The sequence below is a fragment of the Sphaerobacter thermophilus DSM 20745 genome, from assembly GCF_000024985.1.
GTDB lineage: Bacteria > Chloroflexota > Chloroflexia > Thermomicrobiales > Thermomicrobiaceae > Sphaerobacter > Sphaerobacter thermophilus.
In genome coordinates this window covers 2,619,379-2,639,427 of the sequence record NC_013523.1, presented here as the reverse complement: position 1 = coordinate 2,639,427, position 20,049 = coordinate 2,619,379, and the positions used below count along the sequence as shown (strand labels likewise).

The 20,049-nt window shown below is 67.9% G+C and carries 17 protein-coding genes; 14 read left to right on the top strand and 3 right to left on the bottom strand.

Annotated features, from left to right (window positions below; genetic code table 11):
* The first annotated feature begins 65 nt into the window (after positions 1-65).
* Together STHE_RS11890 and STHE_RS11885 are read left to right on the top strand one after the other, a co-directional pair.
* The gene (locus STHE_RS11890; protein ID WP_012872831.1) at positions 66-1,061 is read left to right on the top strand and encodes a zinc metalloprotease; all 996 of its coding nucleotides are present in this window, start codon (positions 66-68) and stop codon (positions 1,059-1,061) included.
* A 46-nt stretch (positions 1,062-1,107) separates the two neighbouring features.
* The gene (locus tag STHE_RS11885) at positions 1,108-1,959 is read left to right on the top strand and encodes a hypothetical protein (protein ID WP_012872830.1); all 852 of its coding nucleotides are present in this window, start codon (positions 1,108-1,110) and stop codon (positions 1,957-1,959) included.
* A 23-nt stretch (positions 1,960-1,982) separates the two neighbouring features.
* Here the strand turns inward: STHE_RS11885 and STHE_RS11880 are convergent, their stop codons facing one another.
* The gene (locus STHE_RS11880; RefSeq protein WP_012872829.1) at positions 1,983-2,651 is read right to left on the bottom strand and encodes a trimeric intracellular cation channel family protein; all 669 of its coding nucleotides are present in this window, start codon (positions 2,649-2,651) and stop codon (positions 1,983-1,985) included.
* Positions 2,652-2,958: 307 nt separating this feature from the next.
* Between STHE_RS11880 and mreB the strand changes: the two genes are divergently transcribed.
* The 10 genes from mreB to STHE_RS11830 all read left to right on the top strand — a co-directional run bounded on the left by mreB (position 2,959) and on the right by STHE_RS11830 (position 16,242).
* A complete protein-coding gene (gene mreB / locus STHE_RS11875; RefSeq protein ID WP_012872828.1) occupies positions 2,959-3,963 on the top strand; it encodes a rod shape-determining protein in 1,005 nt (334 codons plus the stop codon).
* Between the two features lie 333 nt (positions 3,964-4,296).
* Positions 4,297-5,187: a manganese catalase family protein gene (locus STHE_RS11870; RefSeq protein ID WP_012872827.1), complete on the top strand. Its 891-nt coding sequence runs from the start codon at positions 4,297-4,299 to the stop codon at positions 5,185-5,187.
* 777 nt (positions 5,188-5,964) lie between these two features.
* Positions 5,965-6,801 (top strand): YidC/Oxa1 family membrane protein insertase, encoded by an 837-nt coding sequence (locus STHE_RS11865; RefSeq protein WP_012872826.1) that lies wholly within the window; start codon positions 5,965-5,967, stop codon positions 6,799-6,801.
* Positions 6,802-7,032: 231 nt separating this feature from the next.
* The gene (locus STHE_RS11860; protein WP_012872825.1) at positions 7,033-8,484 is read left to right on the top strand and encodes a pyridoxal phosphate-dependent decarboxylase family protein; all 1,452 of its coding nucleotides are present in this window, start codon (positions 7,033-7,035) and stop codon (positions 8,482-8,484) included.
* A gap of 681 nt (positions 8,485-9,165) precedes the next feature.
* The gene (locus STHE_RS11855; protein WP_012872824.1) at positions 9,166-12,585 is read left to right on the top strand and encodes a vitamin B12-dependent ribonucleotide reductase; all 3,420 of its coding nucleotides are present in this window, start codon (positions 9,166-9,168) and stop codon (positions 12,583-12,585) included.
* Between the two features lie 205 nt (positions 12,586-12,790).
* Positions 12,791-13,081 carry a nucleotidyltransferase family protein gene (locus STHE_RS11850; RefSeq protein WP_012872823.1) on the top strand — a complete coding sequence of 97 codons (291 nt, stop codon included), beginning with the start codon at positions 12,791-12,793 and terminating at the stop codon, positions 13,079-13,081.
* Complete coding sequence (locus STHE_RS11845; protein ID WP_342626142.1) at positions 13,035-13,415, top strand: HepT-like ribonuclease domain-containing protein; 381 nt, start codon at positions 13,035-13,037, stop codon at positions 13,413-13,415. Before STHE_RS11850 ends, STHE_RS11845 begins: the two co-directional genes overlap by 47 nt.
* Before the next feature lie 100 nt (positions 13,416-13,515).
* Positions 13,516-14,280, top strand: a complete 765-nt coding sequence (locus STHE_RS11840) for an E3 ubiquitin ligase family protein (protein WP_012872822.1) — start codon at positions 13,516-13,518, stop codon at positions 14,278-14,280.
* A 55-nt stretch (positions 14,281-14,335) separates the two neighbouring features.
* On the top strand, positions 14,336-14,863 hold the full coding sequence (locus tag STHE_RS11835) for a hypothetical protein (RefSeq protein ID WP_012872821.1): 528 nt from the start codon (positions 14,336-14,338) through the stop codon (positions 14,861-14,863).
* Between the two features lie 329 nt (positions 14,864-15,192).
* Entirely contained in the window at positions 15,193-16,242 is a 1,050-nt protein-coding gene (locus tag STHE_RS11830) for a glycoside hydrolase family 76 protein (protein WP_012872820.1), read from the top strand.
* A gap of 178 nt (positions 16,243-16,420) precedes the next feature.
* Here the strand turns inward: STHE_RS11830 and STHE_RS11825 are convergent, their stop codons facing one another.
* Both STHE_RS11825 and STHE_RS11820 read right to left on the bottom strand, forming a co-directional pair.
* Positions 16,421-17,908 (bottom strand): flotillin family protein, encoded by a 1,488-nt coding sequence (locus tag STHE_RS11825; RefSeq protein WP_012872819.1) that lies wholly within the window; start codon positions 17,906-17,908, stop codon positions 16,421-16,423.
* A 4-nt stretch (positions 17,909-17,912) separates the two neighbouring features.
* The gene (locus STHE_RS11820; protein ID WP_012872818.1) at positions 17,913-18,557 is read right to left on the bottom strand and encodes an NfeD family membrane protein; all 645 of its coding nucleotides are present in this window, start codon (positions 18,555-18,557) and stop codon (positions 17,913-17,915) included.
* A 314-nt stretch (positions 18,558-18,871) separates the two neighbouring features.
* On the opposite strand from STHE_RS11820, the gene STHE_RS11815 reads away from it, so the two are divergent.
* Together STHE_RS11815 and STHE_RS11810 are read left to right on the top strand one after the other, a co-directional pair.
* The gene (locus STHE_RS11815; RefSeq protein ID WP_012872817.1) at positions 18,872-19,108 is read left to right on the top strand and encodes a hypothetical protein; all 237 of its coding nucleotides are present in this window, start codon (positions 18,872-18,874) and stop codon (positions 19,106-19,108) included.
* A gap of 140 nt (positions 19,109-19,248) precedes the next feature.
* Positions 19,249-19,734 (top strand): hypothetical protein, encoded by a 486-nt coding sequence (locus STHE_RS11810; protein WP_012872816.1) that lies wholly within the window; start codon positions 19,249-19,251, stop codon positions 19,732-19,734.
* Positions 19,735-20,049: the final 315 nt, after the last annotated feature.

The window sequence follows — 20,049 nt, the reverse complement described above, 5'->3', positions numbered from 1 at the left end:
GCTCCGCCTGAACCTGCACCCCGATGCTACAATTGCCGCGACGGAAAGGCCAGGGAGTCTACCCCGTGCCGACGCTCGACCTCTTCGCCATCCTCAGCCTCTTCATGGTGCTGATCGCGATCCGCACGCTCGTGACGACCGTGCGCCATCGCGCGACCCTGTTCGACGCCACCTTCACCCGCGCCGACCGCCAGCACCTCGCCGAGGCCGCCTTCTTCCTCCTCTTGCCGATCGGCGTCCTGTTCCACGAGATCGGCCACGCCGTCGCCGTCCGCGCCTTCGGCGGCGAGATCGTGGGCTTCGGCTACTATTTCTTCTTCGGTTATGTCGAGCATCGCGGCTTCTACACCCCGGCCGACCTCTTCTGGATCGCGCTCTCAGGAAACCTGGTGAGCGTGGCAATGGGGGTTGCGGCGATCGCATTTGTGGTGCTGCGCCCGCTGTCCCCGCCGGTGAACTACCTGCTGTTCATATTCGGCGCGATCGACCTGGTGAATTCGCTCGTCTTCTACCCCGTCCTCGACTTCGCCGGTGGGCTCGTCGGTGACTGGTCGCAGATCTACACGCGAGACACGCCGGTGTTGAGCGGAGTCACAGGGGCGATCCATGTGGGCCTGCTGGCGGTGGCCGTCGTCGCCTGGCGGAGCGACCGCGTCCGGCGGCTCTACGCCGAGCGCACCGGCGTCAGCCCCCATGTGGTCCGGCGGGTGACGCGCACCGAGGCGGCCAGCGACTTGCTTGCTGCGGGGGAACAGGTGGCCGCCACCTGGCGGCACCCGCTGCGGGTGGTAGCCGACGCCCAGGGCGATGCGGTCGGTGTCAATCTCCACTGGGTCAGCGGGGGCTACGGCCGCGTGGTCGGTGCCTATGCCATAACCCAGGGCTGGCGGCGGGTCGAGCTGCACGGCGGACTGCAGGCGATCGACGGCAACGGGGCGTCGCACCAGCAGCCGCTCGGCGTGATCGAGGGGATCCCGCGACCCCCGGAGCTGGCCGAGGCGCTGGCACGCGCGCTTGATGTGGTCGACCGGTGGGAGATTCCCGCCCCACACCGTCGGTAGCGGGTGCCGCGATCCATGTCCGGAGAGAGAATGGAGGGCCGAGCCGATGTCCTGGTGGCCATTCCAACGACGCGAGGAGCCCGCGGCCGCAGAGGGGAGCGGCACGCCGTCCGCGGAGCCGGGACAGCCGTACATCCGGGACGCCGAGCGCCGCAGCCTGCGGCGCCTGCTGCAGCGCAAGAGCAACCTGGAGTACGACCTGGCGCGGGCAGAGCTCGCCTTCCAGCCGGAGAACCCCTGGACCGAGCGCATCGAGCAGCTCGACGCCGCCATCGCCCAGGCCGAGCAGGACCTTGCAGCGCTGCGGCCCACGCCGCGGGAGGTGGCCCGGCGCCAGTTGCCCGCCACGCCGATCGAGGTGGTTGAGGTCCGCACCTCAGGGCCAGCGGCGGTGACGCTCCGGGCCGGGGATGCCACTCTGCACTACCAGGAGGAGGTCGACTGGGCCGAGCGCGGCCACCAGGTGGCGCTGCCGCAGCTCACGCGCGCGTCGGGCGACGTCGAGTCCCTGGTGCCGGCCGACCTGCCGGCGGACGAGCGCGATGCGCTGGTGACCCACCTGCGCCAGGGCTTCTCGATCGTGGCAGAGGAGGCACTGGAGCGGGCCGACGCAGGGGACCCGCCGCCGACCTACACCCTGGCGGATCTCACCCGCCCGTGTCCGGACTGCGGCGGCTGGCAAGACCCCAAGGGGCGCTGCCCCGCCTGCGTCGAACTGGAGCGCCGGCGCCAGGAGGTGCACGCCGGGCTGGAGCGACTGCGGGCCGAGCGGGACGACCAGCGGCAGGACATGGCGCGCTACCGCGACCGCCTACCGATCATCCGCCGCCAACTCGCTGAGACCGAGGCGGACATCGCGAAGCTCCAGGCCAAGGGCGTGGAGCCGGACACGCGCTAGGCAGACACCGTACGCACCGCCGCCTAGCGTCGTCGTGCGCGCTCTTCCGCCCCTTCGACTGGCGCGGTCCCGTCCTGGCTCGACTGGTCCGGCGGCCGGGGCGTCGGCAACTGCCAACCGCGCCGGATCGCCACCACGCGCAGCCCAAAGCAGAGAAGCGCGCCCGCGTTCATCGCCACGGACGCAGGGACCGGCAGGCGGTCGCCGATGACCACCACGGTCGCGCCCGCCAGCGCGGCGACGGCGTAGAGTTCGGAGCGCAGGACGGTGGGGATCTCCGACACCAGCACGTCGCGCAGCATGCCCCCGCCGACACCTGTCAGCACCCCAAGCAGCACCGCGGCGACGGGGTTGATGCCGGCGTTGAGCGCCTTCTGCGCGCCGGTGACGGCAAAGAGCGCAAGCCCGGCCCCGTCGAAGATCAGCACCGTGCCGCGCATCCGGTCGATGACCGGCCACCAGTAGAACGTCAGGAGCCCCGCTCCGAGCGCGACGACGATGTAGCGCCAATCGCTGATCGCGACCGGCGGCACCGCCCCGAGCAGCACGTCACGGGTCATCCCACCCGCAGCGCCCACCGCGAACGAGAGCACGAGCACACCGAAGAGGTCGAGCCGCTTCTGAACGCCCACCATCGCGCCGCTGAGCGCGAAGACGAAGGTACCGAACAGATCGAGCACGACCACCAGCATGCTCTCGATGATCCTCTCGCGGCGAACGCGGTGGCATGGTGGGCTGCAAGCCGGGACTGCGCGGCCACGATCACAGAGCCTCAGCCCTGGTGGCTATCTTATACCCGGCCGCGCGCATCTCCTCTGGATTCGTGGTGCGGAGACGGTACTCGTCCCCTCCCCGCCTGTCTTAGGAACGGGCCAGCGCCGGCCGTTTCGGCGCCCGATCGAGCGGCCGTGATACAATCCCGGGCAGCGGTGTCTGGTCAGGGGACGACCCGGACACCGTTTGGTATGTGCCCTTTCGGTGGCGACGGAGCGAGAGCCCTTGGCAAAGCAACTCGGAATCGACCTGGGCACTGCAAACGTGCTCGTCTTTGTCCGTGGCCGCGGCATCGTCATCAATGAGCCGTCGGTGGTTGCCATCTCCGCAAAAGACGGCAAGGTCAAGGCCGTCGGCGTCGAAGCGCGCAACATGCTCGGGCGTGAGCCGCGAGAGACGATCGAGGTCGTGCGCCCGATGCGCGACGGCGTGATCGCCGACTACGTCGTCACCCAGGAGATGCTGCGCTACTTCATTAACAAGGCAGTGGGCCGCTTCTCGCTCGTCCGGCCGGAGGTGATGATCTGCGTGCCGGCCGGAGTCACGGGTGTGGAGCGGCGTGCAGTGCGCGACGCCGCGCTGAACGCAGGCGCGCGCCGGGCCTACCTGATCAGCGAGCCGCTGGCGGCGGCGATCGGCGCCAAGGTGCCCGTGGCAGACCCGAGCGGGAACATGGTCATCGACATCGGCGGCGGCACCACCGAGGTGGCCGTGATCTCCCTCAATGGCATCGTCGTTGCCCGCTCGATCCGCGTCGGCGGCAACAAGTTCGACGAAGCCATCGCCAACTACATCAAGCGGAAGTACAACCTGCGCATCGGCGAGCGCACCGCCGAGGAGGTCAAGATCGCCATCGGCTCGGCCATGCCGGTGGACGAGGATCTCTTCATGGAGGTGCGCGGGCGCGACGAGGTCGCCGGGCTGCCGCGGACGATCCAGATCCATGCCAACGAGATCGTCGAGGCGATCACCGAGCCGCTGGAGGCGGTCATCGGCGCCGTGCGGGCGGTGCTGGAAGAAACCCCGCCGGAGCTGTCGTCGGACATCATCGACAAGGGGATGATCCTGACCGGCGGCGGTGCGCTCCTGCGTCATCTGAGCGACCTGCTGACCGAGGTCACCGGCGTCCCCTGCTACGTGGCCGACGACCCGCTGAGTTGCGTCGCCATCGGCACCGGCCTGGCCCTGGAGTACTTCGACGTCATCCGAGACAGCCTCGAAGAACTGTAGGGCGTTACACACCCCTCTCCCGCGTCTCCGTCCGCGATCTGCACACGATCCAGCCAGGGTGGAAGGGTGCCATCCCACCACCGCAAGAGATTATGGAAAGGCGCGGTTGGACGAAAAGCGTCCACCGTGGTAGGGTTGCTCCCAGCATAGATAGTGCTGCGGGCAGAGGCCCCGCGCCGACTTCCTCCATCCACCTTGGCTTTGGGCTGGGCGACGATGAAGGTGGTGGATGCGGGGCCTCATGGTATCTCCGGCGGGAGGTGGATTGCCCAGCCACCCCTCCGCCGCCCGTGCGACGCCGGGCCAGGTGCGCGGCGTCGAGGAGGAAGCGTTATGTTCCTTCGTATCGATCGCCTTCAGGTGGAGCTGCCTCAGCCGAAGGAGCCGGATCCCAACGCCGCTGCCGCGGTGCAGGAGTTGCTCGGCGGCCGCTTCGGCGAGATGTCGACCCTGATGAACTACATGTACCAGTCGTTCAACTTCCGGGGTCGTGACAAGCTCAAGCCCTACTATCACCTGATCGCGAACATCGCGACGGAGGAGATCGGCCACATCGAGCTGGTGGCCCACACGATCAACCTGCTGATGACCGGCGCCACCAAGGACGGCGCGCCGGAGACCGCGCCGCTGGCGGCCGCCAAGAACTGGCGCAACACCCACCACGCCATCGCCACCGGCCAGACCGCGCTCGTCGGCAACTCGATGGGCGGGCACTGGACCGGCGACTACGTCTTCTCCAGCGGGAACCTCGTCCTCGACCTGCTGCACAACTTCTTCCTGGAGAACGGCGCGCGCACCCAGAAGATCCGCGTCTATGAGATGACCGACCACCCGGTGGCCCGGCAGATGCTCGGCTACCTGCTGGTGCGCGGCGGCGTCCACGCGCTGGCCTACGCCAAGGCCCTCGAGAGCATCACCGGCGTGGACGTCTCCAAGATGCTGCCGATCCCGAACATTAAGAACTCCGACTTCCCGGAGGCGCGGGCCTTCGAGGAGCAGGGTTCGCACCGCAAGCTGTACCGCTTCAGCCTCGACGACTACAAGGAAGTCGCCAAGATCTGGAGCGGAACCCACCCGGATGATGGCGGTGCCCTCGAGGTGGTTGACGGCCCGCCGCAGGGCGGCACGATGCCGGACCTGCCGGAGGTGCCGGAGGAGTTCGCGCCCGGCATCGGCCCGGAGGAACTGGCCGAGATCGCCAAGCGCCTCATGGCGAACGCCTAGGCGCGTCTCGCCCCACAGCTGACGACCCAGCACCGGCCCGGCGGCATGTGTCCCGCCGGGCCGGTCGCGTTTGCGTTGTCGGGAACTAGTCCGTCCACATGGAGGAACCCGTTTCCCCGCCGTGCGGATGGCGTGCCACGGGTGTGGGCGCGAGGGATGTGCCCGGGGGTAATGCAGATTGATGAATTAGACAGGTGTCCGCTGGTCAGCCCGTGCCCGGGGCTAAAGCCGCCGGGCTGAAGAGGGGAAAGCCCACTGAAGGGGCTACGATGACCACGCGCAGGCGTATCCGCTCCGGCAGCCCGCCAGGGGCGGCGTCCCCAGCCCCTTCAGTGGGCTTCGCCTTGTCAGCCCGGCGGCTTCAGCCCCGGGCACGCGCCGGGCGGTTGGACACAATGCCGCTGCGTGAATCGTGCCTCCCCCCAGCCGGCTTCAGCCGGCTTTCCTTGTCAGCCCGGTGGCTTCAGCCCCGGGCACACGTCACAGTGCGCGGATCCTCATACCACCATACTCGGCACGCATGGGCCGCGCTGGGGATCCGGCCCCGCGACAGACCAGAGCGACAGCTCTGGACGCCGCATCCCAGATCGAGCTGGCACTGATAACCCACTGACCGTGCAGGTTCGACTGACCCGTCACGTTCCATCCAGCGTTTCGCACCACACTCGGGACCAATTGGCCGTTGGAGAGGCGTTGGGCGGCTGTTAGGCTGGCAAGTGCCGGGGATTCCGGCGTCGAGCGTATGGTGGTCGGTCCAGGTTGGAAGAGGGTCAGCGCGTGCCAGGCTGGGAGCAGTTCGTCGATCTAATCGCTGGGGGTCTGCAGGGACTCGCGGCGGTTACGGGCAGCGCCGGGCTAGCGGTCATCCTCTTTACCCTGCTGCTCAAGATCGCGCTCCTGCCGATCACCGTGCGGACGCGGCGCAGCACCGCCGCGCTGCGCGCCATCCAACCCGCGCTGCGGGAACTGCAGGAGAAGTACCCCGACGACCGCCAGCGCCGCTCGGCCGAGACGCTCAAGCTCTACCAGCAGCACGGGATCAACCCGGCAGCCGGCTGCCTTCCCACCGTGATCAAGATCCCCTTCTTCATCGGCCTGATCGCCGCCATCCGCGAACTGTCGCGCTCCGGCGACGGCGCCTGGACCGAGTCGTTCCTCTGGCTGCCCGATCTGGCGACGGCCGACCCGCTGCACATCCTGCCGATCGCTGCCGGCCTGTTCCAACTGCTCACCGGTATGATGGCGCGCCCGGCCGGGCAGCGCGGGGCCGCGCGCGGCAAGGGACAGGCGCGAGCCGGGCTGGCGCTCCTCTCGCCCGCGATCGTCGTCGCAATCGGCTGGCATGCGCCAGCCGGGCCGGTCCTCTACTGGGCCGTGTCGGCGCTCTTCAGCATCGGCGAGCAGTGGCTGATGACCGGCTGGGGCGCGGTGCGCGACTGGCTCCCCTTCCTGCCGGAGATCCCGGAGTACCGCCGTCCGGGCTACGTCGACCCGGCCACGCTGGCTGCCGAGGCCGCAACCCGCCAGCCCCCCTGGATTTTCCGCCAGATCAACCAGCGCGCCGCGCAGCGCATCCAGCAGCTCGAAGCCGAGCGCGTCCGGCAGGACGGGTAGAGGCGCTGCGATAGGCGTCATACGTCACGCGTCATGCGTGATGCGTACTGCGTATTGCGTGTTCCGTGTTCCGTGTTGCGTAGACACTGCCTCTGGGACTCCTGCCAGGGGCACCCCACTCCCCTCGAAACTCCCTCGATTCGTCGGACGATTGACGGATGACGCATGACGGGTGACGCTTCATGTATGACGCATCACGCATCACGCATGACGCACGACGGGAGTTGCGCCATGGACAGCCGGTTCTTGCCTGCGACGGCGTTCATCGACCCCGAGGGACGCAACCGGAACGAGGTCGAGCGGCTGGTCCAGCAGGTGGTCGACCTGATCCTGGCCAAGCTGACCGGCGCCGCGGAGCGGCCGCCCATGCCTGAGACGGTCGACCTGCCGGGGCCGATCACCATCCCGGAGGCGGCGGCGACGGAGGCCACGCTGCTGCAGGCGATCCGGGACATGGTCGACGGCTCGATGAACCCCGCCAATCCCGGCTACATCGGCCACATGGATCCGATGCCGGCCACGATGGCGATCCTGGGGGACCTCGTTGCCGCGGCGGTCAACAACAACATGCTGAGCCTGGAGATGTCGCCCTCCTTCTCCCGGCTGGAAACGCTCCTGCTGCGCGCGATCGCGGGGCTGTTCGGACTGGGAGAGCAAGCCGGTGGTGTGCTGACAAGCGGCGGCAGCCTGGCCAACCTCCAGGCGCTGGCCGTCGCACGGAACGTCGCCTTCGACTCGGTCGAGCCGGGCATCACCGGGCTCGCGCAGCGGCCGGTCATCTTCGCCTCGGAGGCTGCCCACACCTCGCTGCAGAAGGCGGCCATGCTGCTCGGGCTGGGCACGGCGGCCGTCATCCCGGTCCGCGCCACGGCTGACTCGCGCATGGACCCGGAGGATCTCCGGGCGCGGATCGATCAGGCACGGGGCGCGGGCCAGCACCCGTTCTGCGTCGTCGCCACGGCGGGGACGACGACCACCGGCAACATCGACCCGCTGGCAGAGATCGGCGCGATCGCCCGGGAGCACGGCCTGTGGTTCCATGTCGACGCCGCGTACGGGGGCGCACTGGTCTTCAGTGAGCGGCACCGCTGGCGCCTTGCCGGCATCGAGCAGGCCGACTCGATCACCTTCAACCCGCAGAAGTGGCTCTACGTCGCCAAGACCTGCGCGATGGTGCTCTTCCGCGATGCCGGCGTCCTGGAGCGAGCCTTCCGCATCCCGGCCCCCTACATGCGCGCGACGGACGGCTTCATCAACCTCGGCGAGATCGGCGTCCAGGGCACGCGCCACGCCGACGTCGTCAAGCTCTGGCTGACACTCCAACACATCGGACAGCAGGGATACGCGCGGCTGATCGACGACGGGTATCGACTGGCGGAGCGCGTCGTGGAGGGCGTGCGTCAGCGGCCGTTCCTCCGGCTGGCCGGGGAGATCGACACCAACATCGTGTGTTTCCGCGGTGAGCCGGACTGGCTCCCGGCGGAGCGCTGGGACGACTGGAACGCAGCACTCCAGGCGCTTCTGCTGCGCGAGGGGAAGATCTTCCTCTCGCTCCCCGTGTACCGCGGTGGGCGCTGGCTGCGTGCCGTCCTCCTTAACCCCTACACCACCGACGCGGTGATCGACGCCATGTTCAAGCAGATCGACCGCTTCGCCGGCCGCGAGCGCGGCCAGGAGCGATGAGGCAGTGCGCCTCACTGGCGGGTCGCCCGAGGCAACAGGACGGAGCCCTGGGCGTCGGGCGACCCGCCGGCGCAAGCGCGGCAGGCAACCCGGAAGGCAACTTGCCACCACTCACTGCCGCCGTCCCTGTCATCTCACCGTCCTACCCGTGTCATCCTGAGCGGAGCGAAGGATGGCAGTCCACGTGAAGCAGTGGTGCATCCGCCGTAACCTTCTACGCAGGCAGACAGGATCTCGGGGACAGGCATCCCAGCAGCGCGCTTCGTGCCAGCGATGCACAACCGAACGACCACGGTGAAAGGTCTTGCGCATCCCCAGCGCAGCCGCTAGACTAGGATCTATGATGTACGTACAGGTCAAATGTTCTGACAACTTGTGACTTGAAGGCAACACTAGACAGCAAACTGAGGGACTGGTACACTAGATCTAGTATCTAGAGGGCTGGGGTACACTACATATTGTCACTCCGCCCCCCGGAGTGGGCTGATGTCCCGCACAAATCGCAGGATTCGCTAACCAATCGGCGAACATACATCGAGCATGTCATCGGATATCAGAGCTTGGCCGATCGGTAAGGGGTGATATTGCTCTGCGAAAACTGACGAGGGCGGGGGCTTTCATGCTAACCCCGGCATCGAAGGCGTGACGGTCGTTTGAAACGGATGGAATCGAGGGGGACCCATGGCGGATCGCGAGAAGCGCAGACGCGGTCAGGCGCGAACCAAGGGCGGGCAGCCGAAGGGGCTGCGGATCACGCGCGTCTTCACCCAGGCGGGGCAGGATCCCTTCGATACCATTGCCTGGGCGCGGCGCACCTCGCGGATTACCAACCCGGACGGCTCGGTCGTCTTCGAGATGCAGGACGCCGAGATCCCGGCCCCCTGGTCGCAGGTGGCTACCGACATCATGGTGTCCAAGTACTTCCGCAAGGCGGGTGTGCCGCAGGTCGATGAGAACGGCAACCCGCTATTGGATGCGGAAGGCAACCCGGTGCTCGGCCCAGAGCGCAGCGCCCGCCAGGTGATCTCCCGCCTGACCGGCTGCTGGCGGGACTGGGGCGAGCGCTACGGCTACTTCGCCAGCGAGGAGGACGCTCAGGCCTTCGAGGACGAGCTCAAGTACATGCTCGTCCACCAGATGGCCGCGCCCAACTCGCCGCAGTGGTTCAACACCGGCCTGTACTACGCCTACGGCATTACCGGACCGGCGCAGGGGCACTCCTACATCGATCCCGACACCGGCGAGTTGAAGTACTCGCAGGACGCCTACAGCCGTCCCACACCGCACGCCTGCTTCATCCAGTCGGTCGAGGACGACCTGGTCAACCCGGGCGGCATCTTCGACCTGGTCACGCGCGAGGCGCGCGTCTTCAAGTACGGCTCCGGTTCCGGCACGAACTTCTCGAAGATTCGAGCAGAGGGTGAGCCCCTCTCCGGCGGCGGCACGTCGTCGGGCCTGATGAGCTTCCTCAAGATCTTCGACCGCGCCGCCGGAGCGATCAAGAGCGGCGGCACCACCCGGCGCGCCGCCAAGATGGTCGTGGTTGACGTCGATCACCCCGACATCGAGGCGTTCATCAACTGGAAGGCCGAGGAAGAGAAGAAGGTCGCCGCGCTCATCGCGGCCGGTTACTCGGCCGACTTCAACGGCGAAGCGTACGCCACCGTCTCCGGCCAGAACTCGAACAACTCGGTGCGGGTCACCGACGAGTTCATCCGCGCCGTGCTGACCGACGGCGAGTGGCACCTGCGCTGGCGCACCGACGGCCGCATCGCCAAGACCGTGCGGGCGCGCGACCTGTGGCACCAGATCGCCCAGGCCGCCTGGCAGTGCGCCGACCCGGGCGTGCAGTTCGACACCACCATCAACGCCTGGCACACCTGCCCCGCGTCGGGCCGCATCAACGCCTCGAACCCGTGCTCCGAGTACATGTTCCTCGACGACACGGCGTGCAACCTGGCGTCGTTGAACCTGATGAAGTTCTACGACGCCGAGCGGCGCACCTTCGACATCGAGCGCTTCCGGCACGCCGTTCGCCTCTGGACCATCGTGCTCGAGATCAGCGTGCTGATGGCGCAGTTCCCGAGCGAGGCCATCGCCCGGAAGAGCTACGAGTTCCGCACGCTGGGGCTCGGCTACGCCAACCTCGGCTCGATGCTGATGACCATGGGCCTGCCCTACGACTCGGATCGCGCCCGCGGCATCGCAGCGGCAGTGACCGCGATCATGACGGGCGAGGCCTACGCCGCCTCGGCGGAGATGGCCAGCGTGCTCGGCCCCTTCCCTGCCTTCGCCGAGAACCGGGAGCACATGCTGCGGGTGATCCGCAACCACCGGCGCGCGGCCTACAACGCCCACCCGGGCGAGTACGAGGGCCTGTCGGTCGCCCCGGTTGGGCTCGACCCCGCCACCTGCCCGGAGGATCTGGTCCAGGCAGCGCGCGAGGCGTGGGACCGAGCGTTGGCCATGGGCGAGCAGTACGGCTATCGCAACGCCCAGACGACCCTGCTCGCGCCCACGGGCACCATCGGGCTCTTGATGGACTGCGACACCACCGGGGTCGAGCCGGACTTCGCCCTGGTGAAGTTCAAGAAGCTGGCCGGTGGCGGCTACTTCAAGATCGCCAACCAGTCGATCGCCCCGGCGCTGCGCACCCTGGGCTACACCGAGGAGCAGATCGAGGACATCCTGCGCTACGTGCTCGGCACCCTCTCGCTCGACAACGCGCCGCACATCAACCGCGCCTCGCTCATGGAAAAGGGGCTGACCAGCGAGGAAGTGGACCGGCTGGAGCAGGCGCTGCCGAGCGTCTTCGAGTTGACCTACGCCTTCACCCCCTGGACGCTGGGCGAGGAGGCACTGCGCCGCCTCGGCTTCACGCCGGAGCAGTGGCAGCGGCCCGGCTTCAACCTGCTGCGTGAGCTGGGCTTCACCCCGCAGCAGATCGCCGAGGCCAACGACGTCATCTGCGGCATGCAGACGATCGAGGGCGCGCCGCACCTGAAGGACGAGCACCTGCCGGTGTTCGACTGCGCCAACAAGTGCGGCAAGCACGGCCGGCGCTTCATCCATCACATGGGGCACATCCGCATGATGGCCGCCGTCCAGCCGTTCCTGTCCGGCGCGATCTCCAAGACGATCAACATGCCGAACGAGGTCACGGTGGAGGACATCGAGGAGGCGTACATGGCCTCCTGGCGGCTCGGGCTCAAGGCCATGGCCCTCTACCGCGACGGCTCCAAGCTGTCCCAGCCACTCTCCTCCGCCAGCAAGCAGGACCAGGAGGAGAAGGACGAGGCCAAGGCGGAGGCCGCGGCCGAAGCCCCCGCGCCGGTCGCGGCGGCCGAGCCGCAGATCGTCTACGTCGAGCGCCCCAAGCGCCGCCCGCTCCCGGCCAAGCGCCGCGGCTTCACCCAGGAGGGGCGCGTCGCCGGGCACAAGATCTACCTGCGCACCGGCGAGTACGAAGACGGCACGCTCGGCGAGATCTTCATCGACATGCACAAGGAGGGCGCGGCCTTCCGCAGCCTGATGAACTGCTTCGCCATCGCCATATCCAAGGGCCTCCAGTACGGCGTGCCCCTGGAGGAGTTCGTCGACACCTTCACCTTCCAGCGGTTCGAGCCGCAGGGTATGGTGGAGGGGCACCCGTACATCAAGATGGCGACCTCGATCATCGACTACGTCTTCCGCGTGCTCGGCTACGAGTACCTGGGCCGCACCGACTTCGTCCAGGTGCAACCGCCGATCCATGGGGATGTCGGTGAGGAGTTGACCGAGGGCGACGATTCGGAGGACAACACATCGGGGGCGGCCGCCACGGAGGCAACCCATGCCCCGCAGCCGGCCGCGGTCGCCGCTCCGGCCGCGACTGAGGTCAAGGCCACGCCCAACGGCATCAACGGGCACGCCGCCGAGGCTCACGCACTGGAATCGCTCGTCGCCGTGGCCGAGGCGCCGCTGGCCGACGGCGGGCTGTCCGAGCACCTGTCGCAGATGATGGGCGACGCACCCTTCTGCGACATCTGCGGCCACATCACTGTCCGCAATGGCGCCTGCTACAAGTGCCTCAACTGCGGCAACAGCCTCGGGTGCTCGTAGCACCTAACAGGCGCAACACCCCCAGGGCCTGGCTGAATCAGCCAGGCCCTTTTCGTATCGTCGCCGACGACGAGGGCGAGCTGTCCGACGTCATCGTCTCCGACGGCGCGGTCGTCGCGCGGGTGGTTATCTTCATCTACCAGAATCGGATTCACGGTACACTTGACGCGAGGCCACCGGAACAGGCACGACACGGAGCACAACCATGCGACGCGACGAGGTGCTGGCGATCCTCACCGCCCATCAGGACGAGATCCGCGCCTTCGGCGTGCGCTCGCTCTCCCTCTTCGGCTCGGTGGCGCGCGATGAGGCCGGCCCGGAAAGCGACATCGACCTCCTGGTCGAGTTCGATCGGCCCACCGGCCTGTTTGGGCTCATCCGGCTCAAGAATTTCCTCAGCGAGCTCCTGGGTCGGCCGGTCGACCTTGTCACGCCGGATGGACTGAGCGATCACGTTCGCGACGACGCGCTTCGGGAAGCGATCCGCGCCGCGTGACCCCTGGACCAGATGGATCGCCGATATCCTCACCGCGATCGACAAGATCCAGCGGTATACCGCCGACATGGCCTTCGAGACGTTCCGCCACGACCAGCGGACCATCGACGCAGTCCTGTGGAACTTGGCCATCATCGGCGAAGCCGCGCGGAGAATTCCGCCCGAGGTCGCAGCCGCTTACCCTGATGTCGCCTGGGTCGAGATGCGGGGCATGCGGAACGTCATCATCCACCAGTACGGCGAGGTAAGCCTCACCATCGTCTGGGACACGATCCAGTACGACCTTCCTCCTTTAGCTCTTCAGCTCCGCGCCCTGCTTAATTCCCAAGATTGACCACACCACTGGTACGTTGACAGGTGCGCAGGGTGGCCGTACGCTCATGCCGCTGCAGGGTGAATCAACGGCACCACGGGCAGTAGGGAGCGGGTGACCCATGGGGACGTCGGGGGTACTGCTGATCATCGGGCTGGTGGCGGCGGGTATCGGCGCGGTGCTCCTCTTCATCGGTCGGCGCATTCAGGCGAAGACCGACCTGCTGGCCAAGGTGCCGACCGTCGACGCAAGCGAGGTCGCCAGCCTGATCCCAGGCGAGATGATCGAGGTCAAGGGCGTGATCCGCTGCGACACGCCGCTGACCGCTGAACTGGCGCAGCGCGCCTGCGTCTACTACTCATCGCGGGTCGTGCGGGAGTACGAGTACCGCCGGCGAAACGCCAAGGGTGAAACGGTGAGGAGCCGTCGCTCTGAGACCGTTGCGCACAACGAGCAGTTCACCCCCTTCTACGTCGAGGACTCCTCCGGACGCGTGCTGGTCGATCCTGAGGGCGCAGAGGTGGACGCCCAGAAGCTCGTGGATCGCTTCGAGCGGAACCCCGGCGCACTGGGACCCACGATTTCCTTAGGCGGCATCTCGCTGAACCTCGGGGGCGACGACGGGACCATCGGCTACCGTTATCAGGAGCACGTGCTGCCGGTCGACATCCCCGTCTACGTGCTGGGCGTCGTCCAGGAGGGGGGCACGATCGGCCGACCGCCAGCGGCGTTGAAGGGCCGGCGCTTCATCATCAGCTACCGAGCCGAGGAGGCGCTACGGGAGTCGTGGGGCAAGAAGGCGCGCTGGCTGGGGATCAGCGCCGTCGCGCTGTTCGCCCTCGCGGTGATCCTGTTCGTCGTGGCCGTGGGCATGCTCGTCGCGTAGTGGGCCGTGCGCCCGCGGTTCGGCCCTCCCCCAACCGATCTGGAAGGGACACAGCGTGACGCCGCGCGCCCGATGGCGGACGATGATCCTGGGCTGCCTTGCAGTCGTCGTGCTCGGGGTAGCGGCGACCTGCGCGCTGGGCATCCTCGGGCTCACCTGGGCCGGCCAGCGGCTCCCCGAGGAGAGCGCGCCGATCCGCGCGCTGAAGGGCATCCGGGCCTACCGGGTACTGGGATTGGCTGGGTCCACGTGCCTCAACCGCGCCACCACCAGCTACGAACCCGGGCGTGACGCGCCGGACCCCGTCTTCGTCGCCGACCGACCTGAGGACGCGGTCGCGGAGTGGCTCGCCGGGCACGCGTTCGCGGTGGACCGCGTCATCGTCTACCACCGGAGCCCGCATGCCGATGTCTGGCTCCGAGTCCGCGGCCCCGATGGCCAGGACCAGCGACACATGCTTACCCTCCTCGCCGTTCGCAGCCAGCCGGTCACCCTGGCGCTGCCGCGCCGCACGCTACCCATCTGCTACGCCTACGCCGGCGACTGGCGCATCGTCGCCGACCAGCGGGTGCGGGAGACGTAGGGGGTGTGATGCGTGATACGTCATGCGTGATGCGTCACCCGTACTGCGTATTGCGTATTGCGTGTTGCGTGTTCCGTGTTCCGTTCTGCTCCCCTCTCCCCTGGTGGGCTCCGTCCGAGAGGGGTCGGGGGTGAGGGGGACGGATGACGTATGACGCATGACGCAGCACGCCCCCTTCCCCTCTGTACGTTCACCCGCTATGCTGGGAGTACAGCATCGACCACCGCATCGCGCACCGCGCGCATCGCGGCATCCCTCATGCAGCGCACCTGGAGCGATGTGCCACCGATCTCGGATAACGCCGCACGGACGATGGGATCCCAGCACTGATGACACATGTCGATACCCCTTCCGCCCTCGATCGGGCAGTGGCCTGCTACACGGCGATGCAGCGCCACTTCTACGATGCACGCCGCAAGCTGTACCGCGAGCCGGGGGGCGGACCCGGTGGGTTTGCCTTCCTCTGGCCGTTCTCCCAGGCCCTGGCCGCCACCGTCGATCTCGTCGCTCTGCCCCTGGTGCGCGACCGCTACCTGCCTGATCTGGCCGACCGGCTCGACGGGCTGGAGCGCTACTGGAACCCCGACTCGCGCCCGCCCGCCTACGACTCGGGCGTCCGCTCCTGGCGCGCGGGCGGTGGGGATCAGTTCTACGACGACAACGAGTGGGTGGGGCTGGCGCTCGCCCGCGCCTATCAACTCACCTGGGATGCCGCGGCGATCCAGCGCGCCTGGGACGTGTTCGAGTTCGTCATCTCCGGGTGGGACGACGATTCCAGCCACGCATCCCCCGGCGGCGTGCGCTGGACGCGCGCAGAGTGGAACCAGGACCGGAACACCGTCTCCACCGCGCCGGGCGCGCTGCTTGCACTCCGGCTCCACGAGATCCACGGTGAGGAGACGTACCTGGACTGGGCCCGGCGCATGTACGAGTGGGTGCACTCCACCCTCCGCTCCCCGGAGGGGCTCTACTGGGACCACATCGACCCGGCGGGGAAGATCGAGGAGACGTACTGGAGCTACAACCAAGGCACGATGATCGGCGCCGGGGTGTTGCTCCACCGCGCGACCGGGGAGGCGCGCTACCTGGAGGAGGCGCAGGAGACCGCTGCCGCGGCGCTCGAGTACTACGCGCGCGACGACCGGCTGGATGCCCAGCGGCCTGCCTTCAACGCCATCTTCTTTGAGAACCTGCTGCTCCTCGACGCGGTAGCGGCGGACCCGCGCTACCGGCGCACCTTGCGGGACTACGCCGAGCGGACGTGGGCGAACCAGCGCGACAGGGAGACCACCCTGTTCACCTTCGACCCCGGCCGACCGCCGGAACTCCTGCACCAGGCCGCCATGGTGCGCTTGTTCGCCCTGCTGGCGTCGGACTGACGCTGCGCACGTGGAGTGCGGCGGTCGTGGCCGCCGCTTCTTGGCGTTGTCATCGAGAACGGCCCTCACCCCCAACCCCTCTCCCAACGTTGGGAGAGGGGAGTATGGCGCGTGACGCATGAAGTTCCCCCTCTCCCCTTGTGGGAGCGGGGGCCAGGGGGTGAGGGGTAACCCTCGCCTACGACTCGCCACCGGGCGTCGGGGGCGCGGGCGGCTCGGTGTCGTCCACGGGGTTGGCCGGTACGGGAGCGTTGTTGTGCGGGAACGTGGCCGGGTTGGCCTCCTCGATGCTGCGCAGCCGCGACAGCAACTCGACGACGCTCTGCCCGGTCAGCGTCTCGAACAGCTCCGGCACCTGGGCGATCATCTTGGCCAGCTCGCCGGTGATGGAGCTGATCCCGTTGTGGCCGTCGCCAGTCGAGACGATTGTGACCTTGTCGACCCCGGCCAGCGACTGAGCAAAGGCCTGCGCCAGCTCCGGCATGCTGGTGAGGAGCTTGTCGAGCACCGCGGCCTGATTGTACTCCTGGAACGCGGCGGCGCGCAGGTGCATCGCGTCCGCCTCGGCCTGCCCCTTGGCGCGGATGATCTCGGCCTCGGCGAGCCCTTCCAGCCGGATCGCCTCGGCGGCACCGGTCGCTTCGCGAATGCGGCGCTCCCGCTCCGCCTCGGCCAGCAGCTCGATGCGGCGCCGCTCGGCATCAGCCTGCTTGATCAGCGTCGCCTCCAGCTCGCGCTCGCGCCGCTGAACCTCCAGCTCCTGGACCTTGATCATCTCCTGCCGCTGAACCTGTTCGATCCGGACCTGCTCGGCGACGACCTGCTGCTGCGCCTGGTTGGCCGCGATGTCGTACGCCTTCTCGGCAAGCGCCCGCTGGCGCCGGACGTCGGCCTCGTACTCGGCCCGCTTGATCTCCAGGTCGCGCTGGGCTTCGGCCTGACGCGCCTCGGAGGCCGTCTGCGCCACGACTCGCTCCTGATCGGCCTGGGCCTGGGCAATGGCGGCCTCGCGCATGGCCATCGCTCGCTTGATGGCGGTGTCGCGCTCCGCCTCAGCCTGGGCGATGTCCGCCTCGCGCTTGATGCGGGCCACGTCGGGCCGACCCATGTTGGCGATGTAGTCCTGGTCGTCCATCACCTTCTTGATGGTGAAGGAGACGACCTCCAGACCCATCTTGCTCAGGTCGTCGGCAACGGTCTGCCGCACCCGACCGGCGACCATCTCCGGCTCCTTCACGATCTGCTCAACCGTGAGCAGGCCGACGATGCCGCGCAGGTGTCCCTCCATCACCAGCCGGATCAGCGCCTCGCGCTCCTGCTGCGTCTTGGTCAGGAACTGCTCGGCGGCGGTGCGGATGCTCTCGGGGTCGGACTTGACCTTGATCTGCGCCACCGCTTCGACGTTCACCGCCACACCCTGCGAGGTGTAGAGATCCTGGGAGGGCGCGACGTCGAACGACATCAACTCGAGCGACAGCTCTTGGTAGCTCTGGAACAGGGGCCAGACGAGCTTGCCGCCGCCGGTGACGATCCGGGTACCGCCTGCACCGTAGACGATCAGGGCACGGTTCGGGCTGACACGCCGGTACATCGTGCCGATCACCACCATGATGAGCAGGACGGTGATGACGGCCACGACCGCGATGGTAATGGCTACCGTTGCCATGCGATCACTCCTTCGCTATGGTCCCGCTCTGGTCGCGCAGCGCGGGGGCAGAACCGTCCTCTACCTCCTCAGGTCGTCCACTGGTCAGGAGTTCGTCATAGGGCTGCACGGTCGCGATGCCCCGCTCGTAGCTGAGGATGACGACCTCGGTCCCGCGCGGGATCTCGCGGCCGGAGACGCTGCGGGCCGCCTCGCTGCGACGCACGCCGCCGAGCGAGAAGATGATCTCTCCGACTCCTGACTCGGGAATCCGCACGCTCACTCGCGCCATGGTCCCCTCGAGCGCGTAGTCGCGCGGGTCCATCACCCGCTCGCTGGCGATGACCGCGTGGAGAAAGCGGGCGACAATCAGCGCCCCCGCGACCCCGGTGAGGATCGCCGCCGGCAGTGCCAGCAGGAGCGTCCAGCCGGCGAAGCGGAGCAAGAGGAACCCGGCAGCACCGAACCAGGTGAGGAAAGCAAGGAGCGACGAGAGGTTCAGCACCGGGAGGTGGTGGCCATCGGCACCGTGGCCGCCCGCATCGTGCCCTAGTCCGGAGTCGGCCCCACCGTCGGGAAGATGGATCGCGATATCAGCGGCTCCGAGGATCAGCGAGGCAACGGTGAACAGGGCACCGAAGATGAAGCAGATGAGGAAGAAGGTCTCCATGGCTGGGGTGCTCCCGGCCGCGTCACCGGGATTGCGCCTGCCCGGCAACCCACCTGTCCGAGGTGACAGGATCATCACACGTGTTGACTAAACTTACGTCGCCAGCACGAAGCCCGTCAAGTTGCGAAAGTCCTGCCTTGGCGAGCCACCGAAGGACTGCCGGTATCGTGCCGGCTCCCGTCCCCGTGCTCCTGGGCGAAACCGGCAGGATCCAGCTCCACTGTCGTAGCGGCTTTTGGCACGCGGAATGCAGGGAAGGTGCATGACCCGTAGTCACCGGTGTGCGCCGGCGCACCGAACGCAAGGAGGATCGCATGGCACGCTTGATCGTTGCCAACAGGCGCGGCCACCAGATTATCGAATGGGACCCGGCGGTCGACACGGAGGAGTCCCGCTCCGCGATCGAAGAAGCCGAGCGCATCATCCGTGATGCCCGCCAGCGCGGCTGTCGGGTGTCCCGCAAGGTCGGCGACCAGCACGTGCTCGACGACGCGCCGTTCGATCCGACCGTTGAGGAGTATCAGATCATCGCGCCGATTGCAGGCGGGTAGATGTGGCTGTGTCCCGGGCCCCGATCCCGGCATGGACGGGGTCCGGGATGCAGGCCGGACATGGAGCCACGACCACCCAGCGGGTCGCCCCGACGGCAGCCCCGCTTGATGGATGCCGGTGACCGACGACGAGGTGCCACATGAACCTGCTCGACCGCTTCCTCGACTTCCTCCACGGTCGCGAGAGCGTGCGCGATTCGGCCGACGTACCGCTGGAGTTACCCTGGACTCGTCGCTGGCATCATGTGGCCAAGCGCAGCGCCGGGCCGGACTTCCGCCGGGAGGATTACCGCCAGGCGCGCACCAACGCGCGTGAGGTCGCCCGCCTCACCCTGGGCGACGCGCTGTGGGAGCAAGCGCAGCGGCAGGGCTATCTCGACATCCCCTCCAAACGGTTCCCGGGGGTCACCTATCGTATCCGCATCGGGCGCCGGGTCGAAGTTCGCTGCGCCCCCGGCGTGCGTGCTCCCTGGCCCTTCTCCTACCTGTGCATCAACCCCACCTACCCGATCCCGGACGAGGAATTCTTCGCCCACCTCTACCTCTACCTGCGCGACCGCGAGGACGAGGTCATCCGCGTCGCCGCCCCCCAGCCCTGGGACCAGATCCTGGGGCGGACGTTCTGAATCAATCGGGGCTCCGGAGACGGTGCGGGCATGGACCAGGCGCCCTCAACCGCGTGGGCGGAGAGTCTGGCGCTGTGATCGGTGCTCAGGGTAGGTGGTGTAAGGATCCCCGTGCGGTTAGTGCCCAGGATGGATGGTGTAACGATCCCCGTGCGGTTAGTGCCCAGGATGGATGGTGTAACGATCCCCGTTCGGCGGTGCGTGCCCGGGGGTAAACCCCCGGGCTGACAAGGCGAAGCCGGCTGAAGCCGGCTGGGAAGAATCGAGGTCACATCTCGGCATTAGGTTCCGGCCATCCAGTCGCTGCCCGGGGGT